The sequence below is a fragment of the Comamonas guangdongensis genome, assembly GCF_041079535.1.
In the GTDB taxonomy this organism is placed as follows: Bacteria; Pseudomonadota; Gammaproteobacteria; order Burkholderiales; family Burkholderiaceae_C; genus Comamonas; species Comamonas guangdongensis.
Genome location: NZ_JBFYGN010000017.1, coordinates 1 through 19205, shown reverse-complemented (window position 1 = coordinate 19205; position 19205 = coordinate 1). Strand labels below are relative to the sequence as shown.

The window sequence follows — 19205 nt, the reverse complement described above, 5'->3', positions numbered from 1 at the left end:
GCAGTGCGGCGCACATCACTTTGGATGCCGTGGTACGGCTCAGGCCGGGGTTTGCACGCCCGCGGCCAGTGCCTGCAGGGCCGTGCCCGTCATGCGGTAGCGTATCCATTCGTTCTGCGGCAACGCGCCCAGGCGGTCGTAGAACTGTATGGACGGGGTGTTCCAGTCCAGCACGCTCCACTCGAAGCGGCCGCAGTTCCTGTCCACGGCGATCTGGGCCAGATGCTGCAGCAAGGCCTTGCCGGCGCCATGGCCGCGCGCATCGGGTGTGACATACAGGTCTTCCAGATACAGGCCGTGCTGGCCCTGCCAGGTGGAGTAGTTGAAGAAATACACGGCAAAGCCCACGGCCTTGCCGTCCACTTCGCAGATCAGTCCGAAGACGGCGGGGTTCGCACAGAACAGCGTACGGCGCACATGTTCGGGCGTGGCCAGCACCTCATGCTCGGCTTTTTCGTAGATTGCCAGTTCGCGCACAAAGTGCAGTATCAGGTCTATGTCTTGCTCGGTAGCGGGGCGGATGTTCAGAGTGTTCATGAATTTTCAGGGAAAAAGCGGCTCAGGCGCTTGATGGACAAGCGCTTGCAGCTATGGTTTTAAGGCTCAGGCGACCTGCCGTACGGGCTCGTTATGGGCCAGGGTGATGGGCAGGAACTGGCACAGGATCTGGAAGTGGTCCTCGAAGAAATCACCTTCCATCTGGGCCAGATCGGCGATCGGCACCCAGCGCGCCAGGGCCGCGTCGTCCGCGCCCCGTACGGGCGGCAGGCTGGGCTGCACCCCCAGGTCCAGATAGTGCACATGGGTGATGGTACGCCCGCGCAGGCTGCGGTCGGGGTGGTCGAAGACCTGCACGGTCTGCAGGGCTGCAAGCAGATCGGCTTCGCTGACGGAGGCGCAGGTTTCCTCGCGCAGCTCGCGCATGCAGGATTGCCAGAGGCTGTCGCGCTGCTCCAGAAAGCCGCCGGGCAAGGCCCACAGGCCTTGGCCCGGTGCGTGGCTGCGCTGGATCAGCAGCACCTGATCCTTGCCCTTGGCGTGGCAGCGCAGCAGGGCGTCCACGGTCACAAACACCGGGGCATAGGGAGCCTTGGCCCAGGCCTGCTTATAGGCCTGGAGCATCTGCCATTCCTTCTGCATGCGCACATACAGCGGCGTATGGGCCCAGCGGCGCAGAAAGGCCAGGGTGCTGCCGGGCATCTGGGTGGAAAGCTTGGCCAGCGCCGACTCCATGGCTTCGGGCGAGGTACCGGCCTCGCCCAGGAAGATATCGCGCAGCGGCGTGGCATCAAACTGGCCCAGGCGCGGCAGGCTGATCAGCTCCCAGCCCGGAAAGCGGGCCAGATAGCTGCTGCTGGCATCCTTGAAATGGCCGACCAGGGCCACGCTCGCGCCTTCGGGAACATGGGCCTGCACCGCGTCGCGCACGGCATGCACCCATAGCGGCTCGTTGTAATAGTCGCGCACGGGCACGCAATGCACGCGCTCGGCGTCTTCTCTGGGCAGTGCATCGCGCAGCATCTGAGCGCGCTCCTGCCAGGAAAAAGGATTCTTGGGATTGGGAGCCTGCCAGGCGCTGCCCAGCACCACCACTACCTGACGCGCACGCTCCAGCGCCGCATGCAGCAGCGCCATATGGCCGTTGTGCAGCGGCTGAAAGCGCCCGATCAGCACCGCGGTATGCAGGGGCACCGAGGTCGGCAGAGTCTCCGGCGCCGCCGAGATGATGCGCTTGCTGGAGGGGTGGGAACTGGCTTGAGGCATGAGAGCGGAATCCGTGCAGAAATCAGCGCCCCGCAGGGCAGGTCAGAAGTGCGGCGCGGAACGCGCCTTGCTCACTTTCATTCATAGTGTGCCGCAATTGGCATTTGCCGGCCGGTGCCAAAAGCCCGTGGGCGCACTCTGAGCATGGGCGGAGCCTGGCGGCGCTTGTATTCGCTGCGAAACACCAGCTTCTGCACCCGGGCGATGGTCTCGGGCCCGCCGGGCTGCGTCCGCAGCCGCTGCACAAACTCTGCGGCCCGCGCATATTCGGCGTTGGACAGGTGGTGGCCCTCGATCTGCCACTTGAGGATCTCATCGAGAACGGCGTAGGGGGGCAGGCTGTCCTCGTCCTTTTGCCCCGGCGCCAGTTCGGCCGAGGGCGGCTTGTCGATGATGACCTGCGGAATCAGCTCGCGGCCCGCGCGCCGGTTGATGTGGCGCGACAGCTCGAACACCTCGGTCTTGTACAGATCGCCCAGCAGGCCCAGGCCGCCATTGGTGTCGCCATACAGCGTGCAGTAGCCCACGGAGACCTCGGACTTGTTGCCCGTGGTCAGCAGCAGGTGGCCGAAGGCGTTGGAGAATTCCATCAGCGTGGTGCCGCGCGTGCGCGCCTGCAGGTTTTCGAGCGCCAGGCCCTTGAGGGGCTCGCCGAAGCTGGCCTCGAACTGGCGCGCATAGCCGTCTATCAGGTCCTTGATCGGATGCTCGTGGAGCTTGACGCCAAGGTTGCGGCACAGCTGCACCGAATCATCGACCGAGCCCGCCGACGAGTAGCGCGAGGGCATGGTGATGCCCACCACGTTGTCGGCGCCCAGCGCATCCACGGCCAGGGCCAGGGTCAGCGCCGAGTCTATGCCGCCCGAGCTGCCGACCACCACCTGCTTGAAGCCGCAGCGCCGCGCATAGTCGCGCAGGCCCAGCACGATCTGCTGGCGATAGAACTCCATGAGCGGCAGTCCCTGGGACGCCACGCGGCCCAGGCCTTCGCCATGGATGGGCTGGAAATGCCCTTGCTCATCGAGCTTGAGGGTGTGGATATCCTCTTCAAAGCGCCTGGCTTCGAAGACCACGCCGGCTTCGGGCTCCACGGCGAAGGAGGCGCCGTCGAACACGATCTGGTCCTGGCCGCCGATCTGGTTCACATACAGGATGGGGAGCCTGTGGCGCTGCGCGGCCTGGGCAAAGATCTCGTGGCGCTGCTCGCGCTTGCCCATGTGACTGGGGCTGGCGTTGATGCTGACGACCAGGTCGGGGGCCGCATCGCCCATGCGCACAAAGGGGTTGGTGGCGTAGTCGGCGCCCTGGTCGTTCGCGACCCGGTCGTTCCAGCCGTCCTCGCAGACCAGAAAGCCCACCTGGCAATTGCCTATGCGCAGCACCTTGGCCGTGTCGGCGCCGGGTTCGAAGTGGCGGCGCTCGTCGAAGATGTTGTAGGTGGGCAGCAGCTGCTTGTCGTACTGCAGGCGGATCTTTCCGTCCTTGAGCACCAGCAGGCTGTTGTGCAGCCGCTTGCCCGGCCCCTGGTGTCTGGTGGGCGCGCCCACCACCCAGTGCAGGGCCGGGTACTGGCGCGTGAGGTTCAGCAGGTCCTGCAGGCCCGCGTCCAGGCGCTGCAGAAAGCTGGGCTCGTCCAGCAGGTCGCCCGGGTAGTAGCCGCAGAGCGAGAGCTCGGAAAACACCACCAGATCGGCCTTGTCCTGAGCAGCCTTGGCGGCCGCTTCGCGCATGCGGCGGATATTGCCGTGGATATCGCCCACCATGTAGTTGAGCTGGGCCAGCGTCACTTTCAGCATGTAGATCTCCTGGGCCTCTCAGGCCGCCTGGGCGGCGGGTTCCGGAATATTGAAGACCTGGCGCAGATAGGCCAGATAGGTCTCGTCATTGCACAGCGTCTTGCCTGGCGAGTCCGAGATCTTGGCCACGGTCTGGCCATTGGCATGGGTGAGCTTCATCACGATGTTGATGGTGGTCAGGCCCATGTCGTTGGTCAGCCGCGTACCTATGCCGAAGCCGCACTGGATGCGATCGGCAAAGCGGTGATACAGGGCCAGCGCCGTGTCCAGGTCCAGTCCGTCGGAGAAGACCAGGCGCTTGCTCTGCGGATCGATGCGCAGCTTGGCATAGTGGGCCAGGGCTTTCTCGCCCCATTCGAAGGGATCGCCCGAGTCGTGGCGCAGGCCGTCGAAAAGCTTGGCGAAATACATGTCGAAATCGGCCAGAAACGCGTCCATGCCCACGGTGTCGGTCAGGGCGATGCCGAGGTCGCCGCGGTACTCCTGCACCCAGTCCTCGAGCGCGGCCACCTGGAAGTCGCGCAGCCGCACGCCCAGGGCCTGATAGCTTTGCATGTACTCGTGGGCCATGGTGCCTATGGGCACCAGATTCAGGTCGCGCGCCAGCAGCACGTTCGATGTGCCCTTGAACCACTGCGAAGTCTCCTGCGCAAAAGCCTGGACGACCTCGCGCTGCCAGGGGCCGGAGAAGCGGCGGCGCACGCCGAAGTCGAACAGCTCGAAGGGGTTGTGCCGCTTGGCCTCAACGGCCAGGTGCTTGAGCTGGTCGAGCTTGCTGGCCAGGCGCCTGCGGCCTTCTGTCAGCGCGGCCACGGCGTCGAAACGGCGGAAGTACAGTTCGTTGACTATGGCCAGCACATAGATCTCGAAGCCCATCACATGGACCTGGGGGCCGCGCGCCACGATGTGCAGCGAGTCGCCCTCGGCCCAGGCCTTGATGAAGGCGCGCTGGAACTGGAAGATGCGCAGAAAGTCGATGAAGTCGCTCTTGATGAAGCGCAGGCCGGCCAGATAGTCCAGCTCGTCAGCCGCAAAGCGCAGGCCGCACAGGGCATCCAGCTCACGCTCCACCTCGGGCAGCAGCTCGGCCAGCGCAAAGGCCGTGGGTGTGCGGCACACGAATTCGTACTCGGCCTCGGTCTGCGGGTGGCGGTGCAGCATGGCCTGCCACATGGTGAACTTGTAGAGGTCGGTATCCAGCAGGCTGGTGATGATGGGAGTCATGCCGGGTTCTTCTTAAAAATATGGGCCGCCAGCGCTTGTGGTTCAGGGGGGCTGGCGGCCGATTTGTCTCATAAGCCAAAGCTGGCGCTGGTTTCGCAGCGTACACCGATTGCGCGCATGCGCTGCAGGAACTCGGCCTCGGCCTGCTCAAAGCCGGCCACGGGGCTCATGCAGTCCGTCAGCAGCACGAGGCGCGAGAAGCCTTCGCTGTCCCAGTTCTCCACGATGTGCTCTACCGTGGCGCGCACGCAATGGCTGCTGGCCTGGCCGGCAATCACCAGCATGCGGCTTTCGCGCAGCCGGGTCAGCAGGGCGGTGTTGAGCCCGGTGTCGGGGTCCTGCGGGTCGGGCACCTCGGCGCGTATGGCGCTGTAGTGCTCGGTCCACGGGTTCATGCCCTTGAACACATGGTGTGCGGCGCGGTGCTGCCGCTCCTGCCATCGGCGGCAGGTGGCCAGCACGCTGGCATGTACGCCATGGCCCCAGCTGCCGATCTCGCAGTGCAGCGGCCAGACCATGAGGGTATAGCTGCCCTGGGCCTCCAACTGGTCCAGATAGGCTTGTGCGCGCGGCTGCTCGGCGCTGTTGCGCGCCACATAGTCGCCGGCGCGCAGCTGTGCGGCCGTGATCTGGGTGAAAGGCTGGACGGCGCTGCCGTCGCGCTGCTGCCAGAAAGCCGGGTGGGCAATGTCGTAGGCCTGGTGCGAGTCCAGGGTGATGGTGATGCCATCCAGCCGGTGGCCCTGAGCCTCGATCCAGCCAGCCAGGCGCTGCATGTCCGCGTGGGCGCCGGCCACGGGCAGGGCGGGCGCAATCGGCGGTTGAGCGCTGGGCGAGCCGGGCAGCCAGTCGCGCGGCAGGTCGCAAAAGTCGTTTTGCGGGTCGATGATCAGCAGCTGTGTGTGGTCGGAACTCATGGTTTTCACCTTCCATGCGTGGTGCGATGGCTGCAGTCTAACACTTAAAATAAATTTGAAACTAAGTAAATTTGAGATGCTGTGAAATAATCGACGCAAAGATGATTGAGTTGGTAAAAAAATGAATCGAACTGCTGAAGCCCGGATGCCGGTGCAGGTCAGCGTGGATGTGGTGCTGCTGACCCTGGTGGAGCAGGAGCTGCATACGGTGCTGCTGCGGCGCGCTGCGGCGCCGTTTGCCGGGGTCTGGGCCTTGCCCGGCGGCTATATCCACGCCGAGGAAGATGCGGACGCCAAGGCCAGTGCGGCGCGCGTGCTCAAGACCAAGGTGGGCATAGAAGGGGCTTATCTGGAGCAGCTGGCCACCTTCAGCGGCCCGGCGCGAGATCCGCGCGGCTGGTCGGTGGCGATTGCCTATTGCGCGCTGCTGCCGATGCAGAACCTGCCGCCGCAGAGTGTCGACATCAGCGTGCTGCCGGTGTCGGCCCTGCCTCAGCTGCCGTTCGACCATCGCGCGATTCTGGAGGCGGCCCTGGAACGGGTGCGCAGCAAAAGCCTGTACTCCTCGCTGCCGGTGCATCTGTGCGGCGAGACCTTCACTTTGCCCCAGCTGCAGCAGGTCTATGAAAACATTCTGGGCGAGCCTTTGAACAAGGTCAGCTTCAGGCGCAAGATGGACGAGATGGACTGGCTGGAGGCCGTGCCCGGAGCCAGGCAAAGCGGCGCGGCGCACCGGCCGGCCCAGCTCTACCGGGTCAAGCCGGCATTCCGTCAGGAGCTGGCGCTAAGCCCCCGGGGATTGTGAACTGCCGGCCGTAGCTGTGGCCAGCGGTGGACTTCAATCGCAAACCGCCTGCATGCGGGCATAAAAAAGCCGCCAGGCGTAGCTGGCGGCTTGATGGGCAGGGAGTCGGGTTTTGCGACCCTTGCCTCGCAGAGCTTAGATCCTGAGGCCGGCCGCAGCGCGCAGCACTGCCGCTTTATCCGTGCGCTCCCAGGTGAACTCGGGCTCTTCGCGGCCGAAATGGCCGTAAGCGGCGGTCTTGCTGTAGATGGGGCGGCGCAGGTCCAGCATTTCGATGATGCCGCGCGGACGCAGGTCGAAATGGGCGGCCACCAGCTTGGCGATTTCCGCATCGGGAATCACGCCCGTGCCTTCGGTGTACACCGTGATGTTCATGGGGCGGGCCACGCCGATGGCGTAGCTGACCTGGATCTGGCACTGGCGCGCCAAGCCGGCGGCCACGATGTTCTTGGCCACATAGCGTGCAGCGTAGGCGGCCGAGCGGTCCACCTTGGTTGGATCCTTGCCCGAGAAAGCGCCGCCGCCGTGGGGGCAGGCGCCACCGTAGGTGTCAACGATGATCTTGCGACCGGTCAGGCCGCAATCGCCCTGGGGGCCGCCCACGACAAAGCGGCCGGTGGGGTTGATCAGGTACTTGGTGTCCTGCAGCCAGGCCGAAGGCAGCACGGGCTTGATGATCTCCTCGATGATGGCTTCGGTGAACGAGGCCTTCATCTTGGTTGCCGTTTCCGACTGGTCGGGGCTGTGCTGGGTGGACAGCACCACGGTGTCGATGCTGTGGGGCTTGCCGTCCACATAGCGCATGGTCACCTGGCTCTTGGCGTCGGGGCGCAGGAAAGGCAGGCGGCCGTCCTTGCGCAGCTGGGCCTGGCGCTCCACCAAGCGGTGGGCGTAATAAATGGGGGCCGGCATCAGCTCTGGCGTTTCGTCGCAGGCATAGCCGAACATCAGGCCCTGGTCGCCGGCACCGATATTGAGTTCGTCGTCGCTGGCCTGGTTCACGCCCTGGGCGATGTCCTGGCTTTGCTTGTCATAGGCCACGAGCACGGCACAGCCCTTGTAGTCGATGCCGTACTCGGTGTTGTCGTAGCCGATGCGCTTGATGGTGTCGCGCGCGACCTGGATGTAGTCCACATTGGCGCCGGTCGTGATTTCGCCGGCCAATACCACCAGACCGGTGTTGGTCAGTGTCTCGGCAGCCACGCGGCTGTGCGGGTCTTGGGTGAAAATAGCGTCCAGAATCGCGTCCGAGATCTGGTCTGCCACCTTGTCGGGGTGACCTTCAGAAACCGATTCCGAGGTAAACAGAAAATCGCTGTTCGCCATTGATATAACTCCTTCTAGCTTAGGCAATTGCGTTGCCCGAGCCTTGGAGGAGCCTGGCGAACGCTTTAGCAGTTTTGTTTTAACGTCGCCCTGCAAGTTGCTCTTTAACTCAGCGACCTATCTATTCTAATGCCTTCCCTGTTTCGACTGTTCGCTGCACTGCCTTTATGGCTATTGCATGGCCTGGGTGCGGCCATGGGATGGCTGGTTTTTGCGCTATCTCCTACCTACCGGCGCCGATTTGCCGCCAACGCTGCGCAGGCAGGCTATTCGTTCGCTCAGGTCGGGGCCGCCGTGGCTCATGCCGGGCGCATGGTGTTCGAGATGCCGCGCATCTGGCTGGGCCAGCTGCCGCCTTGCGATATGGTCAATGGCGAGGTCGTGGAACAAGCCTATGCCAGGGGCAAGGGCATCGTGTTTCTCACGCCGCATCTGGGCTGCTTCGAGATGTCGGTGCAGGCTGCGGCCCGGCGCTGGTCGGCCCGGCATGGCGAGATCACCGTGCTCTACCGACCCGCCCGCCAGGGCTGGCTGGCCGAAATACTGGAGACTGCGCGCAACCGGCCGGGCGTCTCGGCCGTGCCGACCACGCTGGCCGGCGTGCGGCAGATGATCAAGGCGCTGCGCCAGGGCGCGGCCGTGGGTCTGCTGCCCGATCAGGTGCCGCCCAACGGTCTGGGTATCTGGTCGCCGTTTTTCGGCCGCGATGCGTATACGATGACTCTGGCGGCACGTCTGGTGCTGCAAACCGGGGCCGCGGTGATCGTGGCCCGGTGTGAGCGCAAGTCCTGGGGGCGGGGCTATACGCTGTATTTAGAGGAATTGTCTGTGCCCGAATCTCAATCTCTGGAAGCCACCGTCTGGCAGATCAATGCAGCCATGGAGGCTGCGATACACCAATGCCCGCAGCAGTATCTGTGGGGCTACGGTCGATACAAGCAACCGCGCGAGGAAAAGCAGCAGGGAGACAGGGCATGAGCGCCAGCAGGATTGCCATAGGCGGCATGCATGTGCTGGCCAAGCTGCCGCTGCCCCTGCTGCGCGGCCTGGGCAAATGGATTGGTCGCGCACTCTTCGTGGTGGCGGGCCAGCGCCGCCGGATTGCGCTGCGCAACCTTGAGCTGTGCTTTCCCGAGGTGCCGGCGGCTCAGCGCAAGGCCTGGGCCAAAGAGTCTTTTGAGGTCTTTTGCCAGACTTTTCTCGACAGAAGCTGGCTGTGGTTCGGCTCCGAGGCGCTGGTGCGCAGCCGCGTCAAGCTGATTGGCGCCACGCACGAGCTAGAAGGTGACACGCCGACCATCGTGTTTGCGCCGCATTTCTACAGCATGGATGCGGGCGGCCTGGCCCTGCCGCTCAACACCGAGCGCGAATTCACCTCCATCTTTGCGACAAATCCCGATCCGGACCTGGATGCCTGGTTCATGAATGGCCGTCAGCGCTTCGGCAATGTGAAGATGCTCAACCGTGCCGATGGCGTCAAACCCATCATCTCCTGCGTGCGCAAGGGCGGTCTGCTGTATCTGCTGCCCGATATGGATTACGGCAAGAACGATTCGGTGTTCGTGCCGTTCTTCGCCGTGGAGAACACGGCCACGATTCCCTCGCTCTCGCGCTTTGCGCGGCTGGGCAAGGCCAAGGTGGTGGCGCTGTACAACCGCATGACGCCCGAGGGCTATGTGGCCGAGCTGACGCCGGCCTGGGAGAACTTTCCCACCGACGACCATGTCGCCGACACGGCGCGCATGAACCGCGAGCTGCAGGCGGCCATCATGACCATGGTTCCCCAGTACTACTGGGTGCACAAGCGCTTCAAGACCCGCCCCGACGGCGAGCCCTCGCTCTACAGCGGAAAATAGCCCGCAAACCGGCTGCATGCGCTTGAACATCAAGCGCATGCAGCTCCTGATTCAGGAGTAATCCTGGGTCAGGAATTCCGCCAGGGCGCGGCGTACGGCCTCGGGCCGCTCATGCACCACCCAGTGGCTGCAGCCCTTGAGATGCTCCACCTGCAGCCTGGGAACCCATTGCTCGAGGCCATCCAGCAGAGCGGGCTGCAGGGCCAGATCGCGGTCTCCCCAGAGAATGCGCACCGGTGGGGGGATATGCAGCATCTCGTCGGGCAGGCTGAGTTCGCGGATGTCATGCAGCTCATCGCTGCTGCTGCCCGGGCGCGGCGGCACCAACGGGCTGGCCGCATAGAACATGCAGGCGCCATGCACGCCCAGGTCCCAGTGCTCGCGGTATCGCTGCTGCAGCTCGGGTGTGAGCCAGACGGGCAGACTGCCATCGGGATGCTGAAAAAAGCTCAGCATGCGCTGCCAGCGGTTCTCTGCCAGCAGCTGCGGCGCATCCGGCCGGCGCAGAAAATGCATGTACTGGCTGGCCGACTGTTGCACGGGGTTGTGCTGCAGCTCGCGCAAGAAAGCGCCAGGATGGGGGGCGTTGAGAATCAAAAGCCGCTGAACCTGGGCAGGGTAGCGATTCGCCAGGCCCCAGGCCAGGGCGCCGCCCCAGTCATGGGCGATCACGCAGGCCGCGGTATGGGCCGGGCTTTCCAGTGCAATCAGGGCGGCAAGGTCTTCCACCAGATGCTTGGCGCGGTAGTCGCCTATGGCCGTGGGCTGGCTGGAGCGGCCGTAGCCGCGCAGATTGGGTGCCACGCAGCGGTAGTCGGTGCCGAACTGCGCCAACAGCTCGTCCCAGATGAAAGCGCCTTCGGGGAAACCATGCAGAAACAACAGCAGGGGCAGGCCCGGCTGGCCGCTGACATGGCATTCCAGCTCTATGCCGGCAGGCAGTCGGTGCATGCAAGTCGTGACCATGAAGCTCTCCTTTTTGTAGCTTCCGGCGCTTGCAAAAAGAGCGCCTAAGGCTGATTCTGTTCAGGTTCTGTGGCGATCGTGGTCGCTTGGGCGACGGCCGGCGCAGCGGGCAAACCCTCGGGGTGGCACCAGTGCCACAGCAGCTGGGCCACATCGTCCACGCCTTGCTTTTTGAGGGCGGAGAACAGGCGCACCTCGCCACCGCCGGCATTGAGCTTGGTGATGGAGAGGATCTTGGCCTGTTCGGCGCGCGTGAGCTTGTCTGACTTGGTCAGCAGGATCAAAAACTTCAGGCCGGCTTCAACACGAGGGCGGATGGCTTCGAGCAAGGCTTCGTCGAGCTCGGTCAGGCCCAGGCGCGGGTCGCAGAGCAGCACCACGGCGCTCAGGCTCTCGCGGCTCATCAGGTAGTTGAGCATCACGCGCTGCCAGCGCTCCTTGTCTGAGCGCGAGACGGCCGCATAGCCGTAGCCGGGCAGGTCGGCCAGCACGGCATCGGTCACGCCCTGCTTGCCCAGGGCAAACAGATTGATGTGCTGGGTGCGGCCGGGCTTCTTGGAAGCGAAGGCCAGCTGTTTCTGCTGGGTCAGCGTGTTGATGGCCGTGGACTTGCCCGCATTGGAGCGGCCCACGAAAGCGATCTCGGGCACTTCGACCCGGGGCAGCTGGTTGAGCTGGGCGGCGGTCGTAAAAAAGCGCGCGGTGTGCATCCAGCCCATCGCAAGCTTGCTGTCGATCAAAGAATGTGTTTTTCCGGTGGCTGTATCCGGGGAAGCATGGGTCATGACGGTAACTATTTCAGGGAGGCCCATTGTAGAATTTGGCCGATTAGCACTCTCAACAATAGACCCAGCCCCTTGATATGAAGTTGCTTGCCTCTTTGCTGACTGCTGCCATTTTCGCAGCACCTGCCTTCCCTGCATTTTCCGCAGGAGAAACACCCGCCAAGGTGGATGCCGCAAAGGGCCAAGCCAGTTATGGCGCAGTTTGCGCCGCCTGCCATGCTGCTGATGGCAATTCCTCCGTTCCTCTGCAGCCCAAGTTGGCTGGTCAGCACCCGGAATACCTTGTCAAACAGCTGCGCGAGTTCAAGGACGGCAAGCGCAATGACCCGGTGATGAAGGGCTTTGCCTCCGCTCTGAGCGACGGCGATATGCAGAACATCGCGGCCTGGCTGCACACTCAGGCGCCCAAGAACGGATTCTCCAAGGACAAGGATCTGATCGCCCTGGGCGAGCGCATTTACCGCGGCGGCATCCAGGAGCGCCAGATCGCGGCCTGCGCGGGCTGCCACAGCCCCAACGGGGTCGGCATTCCGGCACAGTACCCGCGCCTGTCGGGCCAGCATTCCGACTACACCGTCAAGACGCTGACGGCTTTCCGCGACGGCACGCGCGGCAATAGCATTCCCATGGCTCAGGTTGCTGCCAAGCTTAATGATCGCGAAATCAAGGCCGTGGCAGACTATATAGCTGGCTTGCGTTAAAGATCTTTCACTGCGAATGCCTGGTTGATTCCGGGAACTTTCAGGCATTCGTCATCCCCCAAGTCAGGCGGGCCCATCGGCACACAGCAGATGGACCCGCCTTTTTTCGTCCGGATATTCTCGAGTCGTTCATGTCAGACCTACCCATTCGCGATCGTGACTCCTCCCGCTCACAGGCAGTGCGCGCGACCCTGGAGTTGCTGGCCTCCATGCGCTTTGCGATTTCGCTGCTCACGGTCATCTGCATCGCCTCGGTCATCGGTACGGTGCTCAAGCAGCATGAGCCACTGGTCAACTATGTCAACCAGTTCGGCCCCTTCTGGGCGCAGCTGTTTCTGGCGCTCAAGCTCAACGCGGTCTACAGCGCCTGGTGGTTTTTGCTGATCCTGGCGTTTCTGGTCATCAGCACCTCGCTGTGCGTGAGCCGCCATGCGCCCAAATATCTGGCCGATATCCGCACCTACAAGGAAAACATCCGCGAGCAAAGCCTCAAGGCCTTCCACCACCGTGCCGAGGCCGAGGTGGCCGGCAGCACCGAGGAGGCGGCCAAGCGCCTGGGCCAGCAGCTGGTGTCCGGCGGCTGGAAGGTGAAACTGCAGCAGCGCGATACCGCTGCGGGCCCGGGTACGGGCTGGATGCTGGCGGCCAAGGCCGGCGCGGCCAACAAGCTCGGCTATATCGCCGCGCACTGCGCCATCGTGCTGATCTGCCTGGGTGGCCTGTTCGACGGCGATCTCATCGTGCGCGCCCAGATGCTGCTGGGCGGCAAGACTCCCTATACCGGCGGCGGCATGATTTCGGACGTCGCGCCCGAGCATCGTTTGTCCACCCAGAACCCGACCTTCCGCGGCAACCTCATGGTGTCCGAGGGGACGCAGTCCGGCACCGCCATCCTGAGCCAGTCGGACGGCATATTGCTGCAGGAGCTGCCGTTTTCGGTGGAACTCAAGAAATTCATCGTCGAGTACTACTCCACGGGCATGCCCAAGCTGTTTGCCAGCGATATCGTGATCCACGACCGCGAAACCGGCGAGAAGCTGGAAAAGCGTGTCGAGGTCAACCATCCGGCCAGCTACAAGGGCATAGAGATTTACCAGAGCAGCTTCGATGACGGCGGCTCCAGCGTCAAGATGCATGCCGTGCCCATGGACGGCATCTCCCAGCCTTTTGACGTGGAAGGCGTGATCGGCTCCTCCTCCGACTTCGTGCGCAAGCTGGCCGACGGCAAGCAGGACAAGCTCACGCTGGAATACACGGCGCTGCGCACCATCAATGTGGAGAACTTCGGCGGCCAGGACAAGAACGGCTCGGGCACGGATGTGCGCAAGGTGGACCTGAAGCAGTCCATCGAGAACCGCCTGGGCGCGGCCCACAAGACCACGGACAAAAAGGATCTGCGCAACATCGGCCCCAGCGTGGGCTACAAGCTGCGCGATGCCTCGGGCCAGGCGCGCGAGTTCCAGAACTACATGCTGCCCGTGGATACGGGCGATGGACAGCCGGTCTTTCTGCTGGGCGTGCGTGAGAACCAGGCGGATCAGATGCGCTATCTGCGCGTGCCGGCGGACCCCGAGGGGACCATGGACACCTTCCTGCACCTGCGCCAGGCCATGCAGAACCGGACGCTGGCCGAGAAGGCTGCGCGCGCCTATGTGCAAAAAGCCGTCGATGTTTCCAGGCCCGAGCTCGCCGAGCCGCTGACCCAGTCCGCGCTCAAGGCGCTGGAGCTGTTTGCGGGTCAGGACAGCAAGATCCAGGGTCCGGAAGGCAAGCCTCTGGGCGGTCTGCAGGCGATCTCGAATTTCATGGACAGCAATGTGCCCGAGGCCGAGCGCGAGCGTGCCGGCGAGGTGCTGGTGCGCATCCTGAACGGCGTGCTCTTCGAGCTGGCCCAGCAGGTGCGCCAGCAGGCGGGGCTGAAGCCGCTGGAGAGCAATGAAAAAACCCAGTCCTTCATGACCCAGGCCGTGTTCTCGCTCAGCGATGCGCAGTTCTATCCCGCCCCCGTGGTCTTCATGCTGCAGGACTTCAAGCAGGTGCAGGCCAGCGTCTTCCAGGTGGCGCGCGCCCCCGGCAAGAACGTGGTGTATCTGGGCTGCGCCTTGCTGATCCTCGGCGTGTTTGCGATGCTCTATGTGCGTGACCGCCGCATCTGGATCTGGCTGACGCCGCACAACGGTGCCAGTCATGCCAACATGGCCTTGTCCACCAACCGCAAGACTCTGGATGGCGACCGTGAATTCGCCATGCTGGCCGAAAAATTGATAGGGGCCCAGCCCCTTCCCAAGAAGACTCCCGGAGGTTCGGTATGAACACCGCAACAACGACCCTGACTTTGAATGAGGGCTTCTTTGCCCGCCGCAACTGGTTTGACTGGTTGTTCGCGCTCATCGCGGCCCTGGGCCTGGGCTATGCCCTGCAGCGCTATGCGGCCTATATGGACGTGTACGAGAAGGGCATTCTGCTGGCCTCCATTCCCGCCATGATCTGGCTGGGCTGGTTCTGGCGCCCGCTGCGCGTGCTGATCCTGGTGGTCGCGGCCTGCGCGCTGATGTCCATCAGCCTGTACCAGGGGCCGGACGGTGCCGATCTGGCGCGCTCCGAGACGGTCTTCGGCCTCAAATACTTTTTCTCGAGCCAGTCCGCCATCCTCTGGATGAGCGTGATCTTCTTCATCAGCACCGTGTTCTACTGGATAGGCATGTTCGCCAAGGGCGAAAGCTCGACCATGTCGCTGCTGGGCTCGCGCCTGGTGTGGCTGGCCGTCACCATGGCGCTGATCGGCACCATGGTGCGCTGGTACGAGAGCTATGTGCTGGGCCCGGACATCGGCCACATTCCGGTCAGCAACCTCTACGAGGTGTTCGTGCTGTTCTGCTGGATGACGGCCATCTTCTATCTGTACTTCGAAGAGCACTACCAGACCCGTGCGCTGGGCGGCTTCGTGATGCTGGTGGTCAGCGCGGCCGTGGGCTTTCTGCTGTGGTACACGGTGGAGCGCCAGGCCTATGAGATCCAGCCTCTGGTGCCGGCGCTCAAGAGCTGGTGGATGAAGCTGCACGTGCCGGCCAACTTCATCGGCTACGGCACTTTCGCCCTGTCGGCCATGGTGGCCTTTGCCTATCTGATCAAGCAGCAGGCCGGCGAGGCCCGCTGGTACAAGCTCGCGCCGCTGTGGCTGCTGGGCGTGGTGCTGTGTTTCGAGCCCATCGTCTTCCGCCAGGGCGCGACCGCCGGCAAGGGCAGCAGCTACTGGATGGTGTACTTCGGTATCTCGGCGCTGATCGTGGCCAGCATCCTGCTGGGCCGCAAGCGCATCGCCGAGCGCCTGCCGTCTTTCGAGGTGCTCGACGACCTGATGTACAAGGCGATTGCCGTGGGCTTTGCCTTCTTCACCATTGCCACCGTGCTGGGCGCGCTGTGGGCGGCCGAGGCCTGGGGCGGCTACTGGAGCTGGGACCCCAAGGAAACCTGGGCGCTGATCGTCTGGCTCAACTACGCGGCCTGGCTGCATATGCGCCTCATGAAGGGGCTGCGCGGCACGGTGTCCGCCTGGTGGGCGCTGGCCGGCCTGGTGGTGACGACCTTCGCCTTCCTGGGCGTGAACATGTTCCTCTCGGGTCTGCATAGCTACGGCGAGCTCTAAGCAGGACGCTCCAAGATTAGGAGCTGCCTGCGCTAGTCATTCTTGTGTTTCAGCATCAATAGTGTCTGAAATGCAGAGGTGGCTTGCGCAGGCAGCTCCTTTTGTTTTTGGTCCTAGAACTATGCCGGGCTCCAGGGCTCTCAATTCACGGTATTCTTGCCTTGAGCTTCAGGAGCAGGCGCATGCTGATACGCAACCACGACACAGGCTTCGAGCCGCCGGGCAGTGCAATCACGCCCCGGTCCCTTTATCTGCAGCGGCGTGCCTTCATGCAGACCCTGGCCACCGGCGCCGCCGGAGCGGCGCTTGCCGGCTGGGCCGGCCGCGACGCTTTGGCGGCGGCCGAGGAGCGCAAACATCTGCCGGCGCTGAAAGCCGCGCCCAGCAAGCTCGTGGGTGCGACGACCATAGAGGCCGCGACCAGCTACAAGGACGCCACGGGCTATAACAACTTCTACGAGTTCGGCCTGGACAAGGAAGACCCGGCCCGTTACGCGACCACGCTCAAGACCCGGCCCTGGGCCGTGCGCATCGAGGGCCTGGTGCAGAAGCCGCAAACCCTGGACATCGACAGCCTGCTCAAGCTCGCGCCGCAGGAGGAGCGCATCTACCGCCTGCGCTGCGTGGAAGGCTGGTCCATGGTGATTCCGTGGATAGGCTATTCGCTGTCCGAGCTGCTCAACCGGGTGCAGCCCCTGGGCAGCGCCAAATATGTGGAATTCGTCACCCTGGCCGACAAGGCGCAGATGCCGGGCCTGAAAAGCAGCGTGCTGGACTGGCCTTATACCGAAGGCCTGCGCCTGGACGAGGCCATGCACCCGCTGACGCTGCTGGCCTTCGGCATGTATGGCGAGTTGCTGCCCAACCAGAACGGCGCGCCGCTGCGCCTGGTCGTGCCCTGGAAATATGGCTTCAAGAGTGCCAAGTCGCTGGTGGCCATACGCCTGACCGACAAGGAGCCCGGCACGGCCTGGAACAAGGCCGCGCGCAACGAGTACGGCTTCTATTCCAACGTGAACCCCGATGTGCCGCACCCGCGCTGGAGCCAGGCCACCGAGCGCCGCATCGGCGAGGGCGGGCTGTTCGCCAAACGCCGCAAGACGCTGCTGTTCAACGGCTATGAGGCGCAGGTGGGGCAGATGTATGCGGGCATGGACCTGAAGAAGTTCTATTGATGCCGGCCGTGGGGAACTGGCGCGCGGGTCTGCAGCGCGGGCTGCTGTGGCCGGGCAGCAAGGTCCTGCTGTTTGGCCTGTGCCTGCTGCCCTGCGCCTGGCTGCTGTATGCGGCCTTCAACGATGCGCTGGGTGCCAATCCCGCCGAGGCCCTGCTGCGCAGAACCGGCAGCTGGACCCTGCGCTTTCTCTGCCTGGTGCTGGCCGTGACGCCGCTGCGCCAGGCCTTGAACCTGCCCGTGCTGCTGCGCTTTCGGCGCATGCTGGGACTGTATGTGTTCTTCTACGCCTGCCTGCACCTGCTCTGCTATGCCTGGTTCGATATGGGGCTGGACTGGGCGGATATCGTGGCCGATATCCCCAAGCGCCCGTTCATCCTGGTCGGGTTCTCGGCCTGGACGATTTTGCTGGCCCTGGCCGCAACCTCGCCCAGGTTCATGCTCAAGGCCCTGGGCGGCAGGCGCTGGCAGCGGCTGCACCGCGCGGTCTATGGCGTGGTGCTGCTGGCGCTGCTGCATTTCTTCTGGATGCGCGCGGGCAAGAACAACTTTGCCGAGGTCGAGCTGTATGCGGCCATTCTCGGCAGCCTGCTTTTCTGGCGCGCGGCGCGCGCCGTCAGGAACCGGATCTGATCAATGGCCTGCCACGGCGCGCAGCGGCGGGCGCACCTGGCGTGTGGCCGGATCGATCTCGGCCGTGGGCAATTGGTAGGCGCGCTGGTCGAACAGGTCTATGCCGCACTGCAGGCCTTCGAGCCAGTTGAACAGATCGCCGATGGCCTGCTGGCCCATGATGGGTGCGCCATGCTGGGGCACGATCATGTCTATGGGCAGCTGGCGCGCCATCTGTACCCAGAGGCGCAGAATCTTGTTGGAGACCATGTAGCGGCGGTGAAAGCCTTCCATGCGTGCAATATGCGGCACCAGGTCGGTCACGGGCTTCTGCGCTTCCGCTCCGGTGGTCAGAGATACGCCGAGGTCGCCGGTGAACAGGATCTTGCTGATGGGGTCGTAGAAGTGAAAGTTGCCCTCGGCGTGCAGAAAGTGCGCGGGCAGCAGCAGCAGCTCGGAATTGCCCAGCGGCAGGCGGCCGCCGGCGTCCGGGACGCCGATGACGCGGTTTTCCGTCTTGCCCACCTTGGTGAAATGCGGCGCAAAGCGCTCCCAAATGCGGGAGATGACCAGCTGGGCGCGCGTGGAGGTCATCCAGCGGTCCAGCGAGGCGATGATGTCCGGGTCGGCGTGGGAGGCGATCAGATAGGCCAGCTTCTGCGGCGGGAAATGGCGCGACATGCCCATGAACAACTCGTTGAACGCCAGATTGCCGCCCGGATCGATGATGGCGCCCGTGCCGTTGTCCACGATCAGGAACTGGTTGGCCTGAATGGCCTGGCCGTCTTCCTCGATGAGATCGGTGAACATCAGGCAGGCATGGTTTTTGTCGCGATAGAGTTCTATGGGCATGGCGGTTTGTCGAAAGACAATATGCCAGCACTCTAGGGGCGAAGCCGCCGCCCGGTGTTGATGTGCATCAAGCCTTAGGGCTGCTCATCTGGGGGAGGCTGCACCTCGGGAAGCGGCTGCGTGGCTGGCTTGGCTGCGGCTGCAGGAGCGTCCGAAGACCGGGATGAAATGCCCAGGGCTTCGGGCAGGGTTGCGCGGCCCTGGGCTGCGGGATCGGTGGGCAGGAACAGCGGGCCCTTCTGTCCACAGGCCGAAAGTGCGGCCAGGGACGCCGCACAAGCCGCAAGGGCAATGCACCTGACTAGAATTTGAGTGGCTTTCAACATGGGCAAATTGTAATGACTGACCTTGAATATCTGGACCGCGCCGACCAACTGCTGATGGCGGTGGAGCAATGCTGTGACCGCATCAACGATGACACCGATGCCGACATCGACGCCCAGCGTGTGGGTGGCATGGTGACCCTGGTATTCGCGAACCGCAGCCAGATTGTGATCAACCAGCAAAAGCCCCTGCACGAAATCTGGCTGGCCGCCAGGGCCGGCGGTTTCCATTACCGCTTCGATGCCGAGAAACAGGTCTGGCTGGACACCAAGGGGGCCGGTGAATTCTTCGCCAACCTGAGCCAGTATGCGAGCGAGCAATCGGCCCTGGCCCTGCAGTTCAAGGCGCTGGACTAGGCCGCGCTGATTGCATCCGGCGATAAAAAAGGCTATGTCCCCGTTGAGTGTGGAAAAACGCCGATAGCCGCGAGGAGCATGGCTTGCGGGGTTGGCAGGCG

At 63.7% G+C, this 19205-nt stretch carries 19 protein-coding genes; 9 read left to right on the top strand and 10 right to left on the bottom strand.

The window, feature by feature from the left end; all coding sequences use genetic code 11:
- Positions 1 to 39 precede the first annotated feature (39 nt).
- The 5 genes from AB6724_RS14645 to AB6724_RS14625 form a co-directional block, all read right to left on the bottom strand.
- Complete coding sequence (locus AB6724_RS14645) at positions 40 to 537, bottom strand: GNAT family N-acetyltransferase (protein WP_369339263.1); 498 nt, start codon at positions 535 to 537, stop codon at positions 40 to 42.
- Between the two features lie 66 nt (positions 538 to 603).
- On the bottom strand, positions 604 to 1764 hold the full coding sequence (locus AB6724_RS14640) for a bifunctional nicotinamide-nucleotide adenylyltransferase/Nudix hydroxylase (protein WP_369339262.1): 1161 nt from the start codon (positions 1762 to 1764) through the stop codon (positions 604 to 606).
- Between the two features lie 77 nt (positions 1765 to 1841).
- The gene (locus AB6724_RS14635; RefSeq protein ID WP_369339261.1) at positions 1842 to 3560 is read right to left on the bottom strand and encodes an NAD+ synthase; all 1719 of its coding nucleotides are present in this window, start codon (positions 3558 to 3560) and stop codon (positions 1842 to 1844) included.
- Positions 3561 to 3578: 18 nt separating this feature from the next.
- Complete coding sequence (gene pncB / locus AB6724_RS14630; RefSeq protein ID WP_369339260.1) at positions 3579 to 4784, bottom strand: nicotinate phosphoribosyltransferase; 1206 nt, start codon at positions 4782 to 4784, stop codon at positions 3579 to 3581.
- 68 nt (positions 4785 to 4852) lie between these two features.
- Positions 4853 to 5701, bottom strand: a complete 849-nt coding sequence (locus AB6724_RS14625) for a cysteine hydrolase family protein (RefSeq protein WP_369339259.1) — start codon at positions 5699 to 5701, stop codon at positions 4853 to 4855.
- A 121-nt stretch (positions 5702 to 5822) separates the two neighbouring features.
- Here AB6724_RS14625 and AB6724_RS14620 point away from each other — a divergent pair, with 121 nt between their 5' ends.
- Positions 5823 to 6506 carry an NUDIX hydrolase gene (locus tag AB6724_RS14620; protein ID WP_369339258.1) on the top strand — a complete coding sequence of 228 codons (684 nt, stop codon included), beginning with the start codon at positions 5823 to 5825 and terminating at the stop codon, positions 6504 to 6506.
- A 135-nt stretch (positions 6507 to 6641) separates the two neighbouring features.
- On the opposite strand, the gene metK is transcribed toward AB6724_RS14620, so the two are convergent.
- Positions 6642 to 7832, bottom strand: coding sequence for a methionine adenosyltransferase (metK, locus tag AB6724_RS14615; RefSeq protein ID WP_369339257.1), 1191 nt, complete (start codon positions 7830 to 7832; stop codon positions 6642 to 6644).
- Between the two features lie 129 nt (positions 7833 to 7961).
- Between metK and AB6724_RS14610 the strand changes: the two genes are divergently transcribed.
- Both AB6724_RS14610 and AB6724_RS14605 read left to right on the top strand, forming a co-directional pair.
- Positions 7962 to 8810: a lysophospholipid acyltransferase family protein gene (locus AB6724_RS14610; protein ID WP_369339256.1), complete on the top strand. Its 849-nt coding sequence runs from the start codon at positions 7962 to 7964 to the stop codon at positions 8808 to 8810.
- A complete protein-coding gene (locus AB6724_RS14605) occupies positions 8807 to 9688 on the top strand; it encodes a lysophospholipid acyltransferase family protein (protein ID WP_369339255.1) in 882 nt (293 codons plus the stop codon). The genes AB6724_RS14610 and AB6724_RS14605 overlap by 4 nt, the downstream gene beginning before the upstream one ends.
- 51 nt (positions 9689 to 9739) lie before the next feature.
- Here AB6724_RS14605 and AB6724_RS14600 read toward each other — a convergent pair whose 3' ends face one another.
- Both AB6724_RS14600 and yihA read right to left on the bottom strand, forming a co-directional pair.
- Positions 9740 to 10654: an alpha/beta fold hydrolase gene (locus AB6724_RS14600; RefSeq protein WP_369339254.1), complete on the bottom strand. Its 915-nt coding sequence runs from the start codon at positions 10652 to 10654 to the stop codon at positions 9740 to 9742.
- Between the two features lie 44 nt (positions 10655 to 10698).
- Complete coding sequence (yihA, locus tag AB6724_RS14595) at positions 10699 to 11439, bottom strand: ribosome biogenesis GTP-binding protein YihA/YsxC (protein WP_369339253.1); 741 nt, start codon at positions 11437 to 11439, stop codon at positions 10699 to 10701.
- Positions 11440 to 11516: 77 nt separating this feature from the next.
- Between yihA and AB6724_RS14590 the strand changes: the two genes are divergently transcribed.
- The 5 genes from AB6724_RS14590 (at position 11517) to msrQ (ending at position 17593) form a co-directional block, all read left to right on the top strand.
- Positions 11517 to 12140, top strand: coding sequence for a c-type cytochrome (locus tag AB6724_RS14590; protein WP_369339252.1), 624 nt, complete (start codon positions 11517 to 11519; stop codon positions 12138 to 12140).
- Between the two features lie 131 nt (positions 12141 to 12271).
- Positions 12272 to 14452: a cytochrome c biogenesis protein ResB gene (locus AB6724_RS14585; RefSeq protein ID WP_369339251.1), complete on the top strand. Its 2181-nt coding sequence runs from the start codon at positions 12272 to 12274 to the stop codon at positions 14450 to 14452.
- Complete coding sequence (gene ccsB, locus AB6724_RS14580) at positions 14449 to 15786, top strand: c-type cytochrome biogenesis protein CcsB (protein ID WP_369339250.1); 1338 nt, start codon at positions 14449 to 14451, stop codon at positions 15784 to 15786. The genes AB6724_RS14585 and ccsB overlap by 4 nt, the downstream gene beginning before the upstream one ends.
- Positions 15787 to 15968: 182 nt before the next feature.
- Positions 15969 to 16961, top strand: a complete 993-nt coding sequence (gene msrP, locus AB6724_RS14575) for a protein-methionine-sulfoxide reductase catalytic subunit MsrP (RefSeq protein ID WP_369339249.1) — start codon at positions 15969 to 15971, stop codon at positions 16959 to 16961.
- Positions 16961 to 17593 carry a protein-methionine-sulfoxide reductase heme-binding subunit MsrQ gene (msrQ, locus tag AB6724_RS14570; protein WP_369339248.1) on the top strand — a complete coding sequence of 211 codons (633 nt, stop codon included), beginning with the start codon at positions 16961 to 16963 and terminating at the stop codon, positions 17591 to 17593. Before msrP ends, msrQ begins: the two co-directional genes overlap by 1 nt.
- Here the strand turns inward: msrQ and AB6724_RS14565 are convergent, their stop codons facing one another.
- Together AB6724_RS14565 and lptM are read right to left on the bottom strand one after the other, a co-directional pair.
- Positions 17594 to 18424 carry an oxygen-binding di-iron domain-containing protein gene (locus tag AB6724_RS14565; RefSeq protein WP_369339247.1) on the bottom strand — a complete coding sequence of 277 codons (831 nt, stop codon included), beginning with the start codon at positions 18422 to 18424 and terminating at the stop codon, positions 17594 to 17596.
- A gap of 74 nt (positions 18425 to 18498) precedes the next feature.
- Complete coding sequence (gene lptM / locus AB6724_RS14560; RefSeq protein WP_369339246.1) at positions 18499 to 18750, bottom strand: LPS translocon maturation chaperone LptM; 252 nt, start codon at positions 18748 to 18750, stop codon at positions 18499 to 18501.
- A gap of 12 nt (positions 18751 to 18762) precedes the next feature.
- On the opposite strand from lptM, the gene cyaY reads away from it, so the two are divergent.
- The gene (gene cyaY / locus AB6724_RS14555; protein WP_369339245.1) at positions 18763 to 19104 is read left to right on the top strand and encodes an iron donor protein CyaY; all 342 of its coding nucleotides are present in this window, start codon (positions 18763 to 18765) and stop codon (positions 19102 to 19104) included.
- Positions 19105 to 19205 lie beyond the last annotated feature (101 nt).

Coding starts and splice junctions, on each gene's coding strand:
- AB6724_RS14645 (WP_369339263.1), bottom strand. CDS start 537: ATGAACACTCTGAACATCCGCCCCGCTACCGAGCAAGACATAGACCTG.
- AB6724_RS14640 (WP_369339262.1), bottom strand. CDS start 1,764: ATGCCTCAAGCCAGTTCCCACCCCTCCAGCAAGCGCATCATCTCGGCG.
- AB6724_RS14635 (WP_369339261.1), bottom strand. CDS start 3,560: ATGCTGAAAGTGACGCTGGCCCAGCTCAACTACATGGTGGGCGATATC.
- pncB (WP_369339260.1), bottom strand. CDS start 4,784: ATGACTCCCATCATCACCAGCCTGCTGGATACCGACCTCTACAAGTTC.
- AB6724_RS14625 (WP_369339259.1), bottom strand. CDS start 5,701: ATGAGTTCCGACCACACACAGCTGCTGATCATCGACCCGCAAAACGAC.
- AB6724_RS14620 (WP_369339258.1), top strand. CDS start 5,823: ATGAATCGAACTGCTGAAGCCCGGATGCCGGTGCAGGTCAGCGTGGAT.
- metK (WP_369339257.1), bottom strand. CDS start 7,832: ATGGCGAACAGCGATTTTCTGTTTACCTCGGAATCGGTTTCTGAAGGT.
- AB6724_RS14610 (WP_369339256.1), top strand. CDS start 7,962: ATGCCTTCCCTGTTTCGACTGTTCGCTGCACTGCCTTTATGGCTATTG.
- AB6724_RS14605 (WP_369339255.1), top strand. CDS start 8,807: ATGAGCGCCAGCAGGATTGCCATAGGCGGCATGCATGTGCTGGCCAAG.
- AB6724_RS14600 (WP_369339254.1), bottom strand. CDS start 10,654: ATGGTCACGACTTGCATGCACCGACTGCCTGCCGGCATAGAGCTGGAA.
- yihA (WP_369339253.1), bottom strand. CDS start 11,439: ATGACCCATGCTTCCCCGGATACAGCCACCGGAAAAACACATTCTTTG.
- AB6724_RS14590 (WP_369339252.1), top strand. CDS start 11,517: ATGAAGTTGCTTGCCTCTTTGCTGACTGCTGCCATTTTCGCAGCACCT.
- AB6724_RS14585 (WP_369339251.1), top strand. CDS start 12,272: ATGTCAGACCTACCCATTCGCGATCGTGACTCCTCCCGCTCACAGGCA.
- ccsB (WP_369339250.1), top strand. CDS start 14,449: ATGAACACCGCAACAACGACCCTGACTTTGAATGAGGGCTTCTTTGCC.
- msrP (WP_369339249.1), top strand. CDS start 15,969: ATGCTGATACGCAACCACGACACAGGCTTCGAGCCGCCGGGCAGTGCA.
- msrQ (WP_369339248.1), top strand. CDS start 16,961: ATGCCGGCCGTGGGGAACTGGCGCGCGGGTCTGCAGCGCGGGCTGCTG.
- AB6724_RS14565 (WP_369339247.1), bottom strand. CDS start 18,424: ATGCCCATAGAACTCTATCGCGACAAAAACCATGCCTGCCTGATGTTC.
- lptM (WP_369339246.1), bottom strand. CDS start 18,750: ATGTTGAAAGCCACTCAAATTCTAGTCAGGTGCATTGCCCTTGCGGCT.
- cyaY (WP_369339245.1), top strand. CDS start 18,763: ATGACTGACCTTGAATATCTGGACCGCGCCGACCAACTGCTGATGGCG.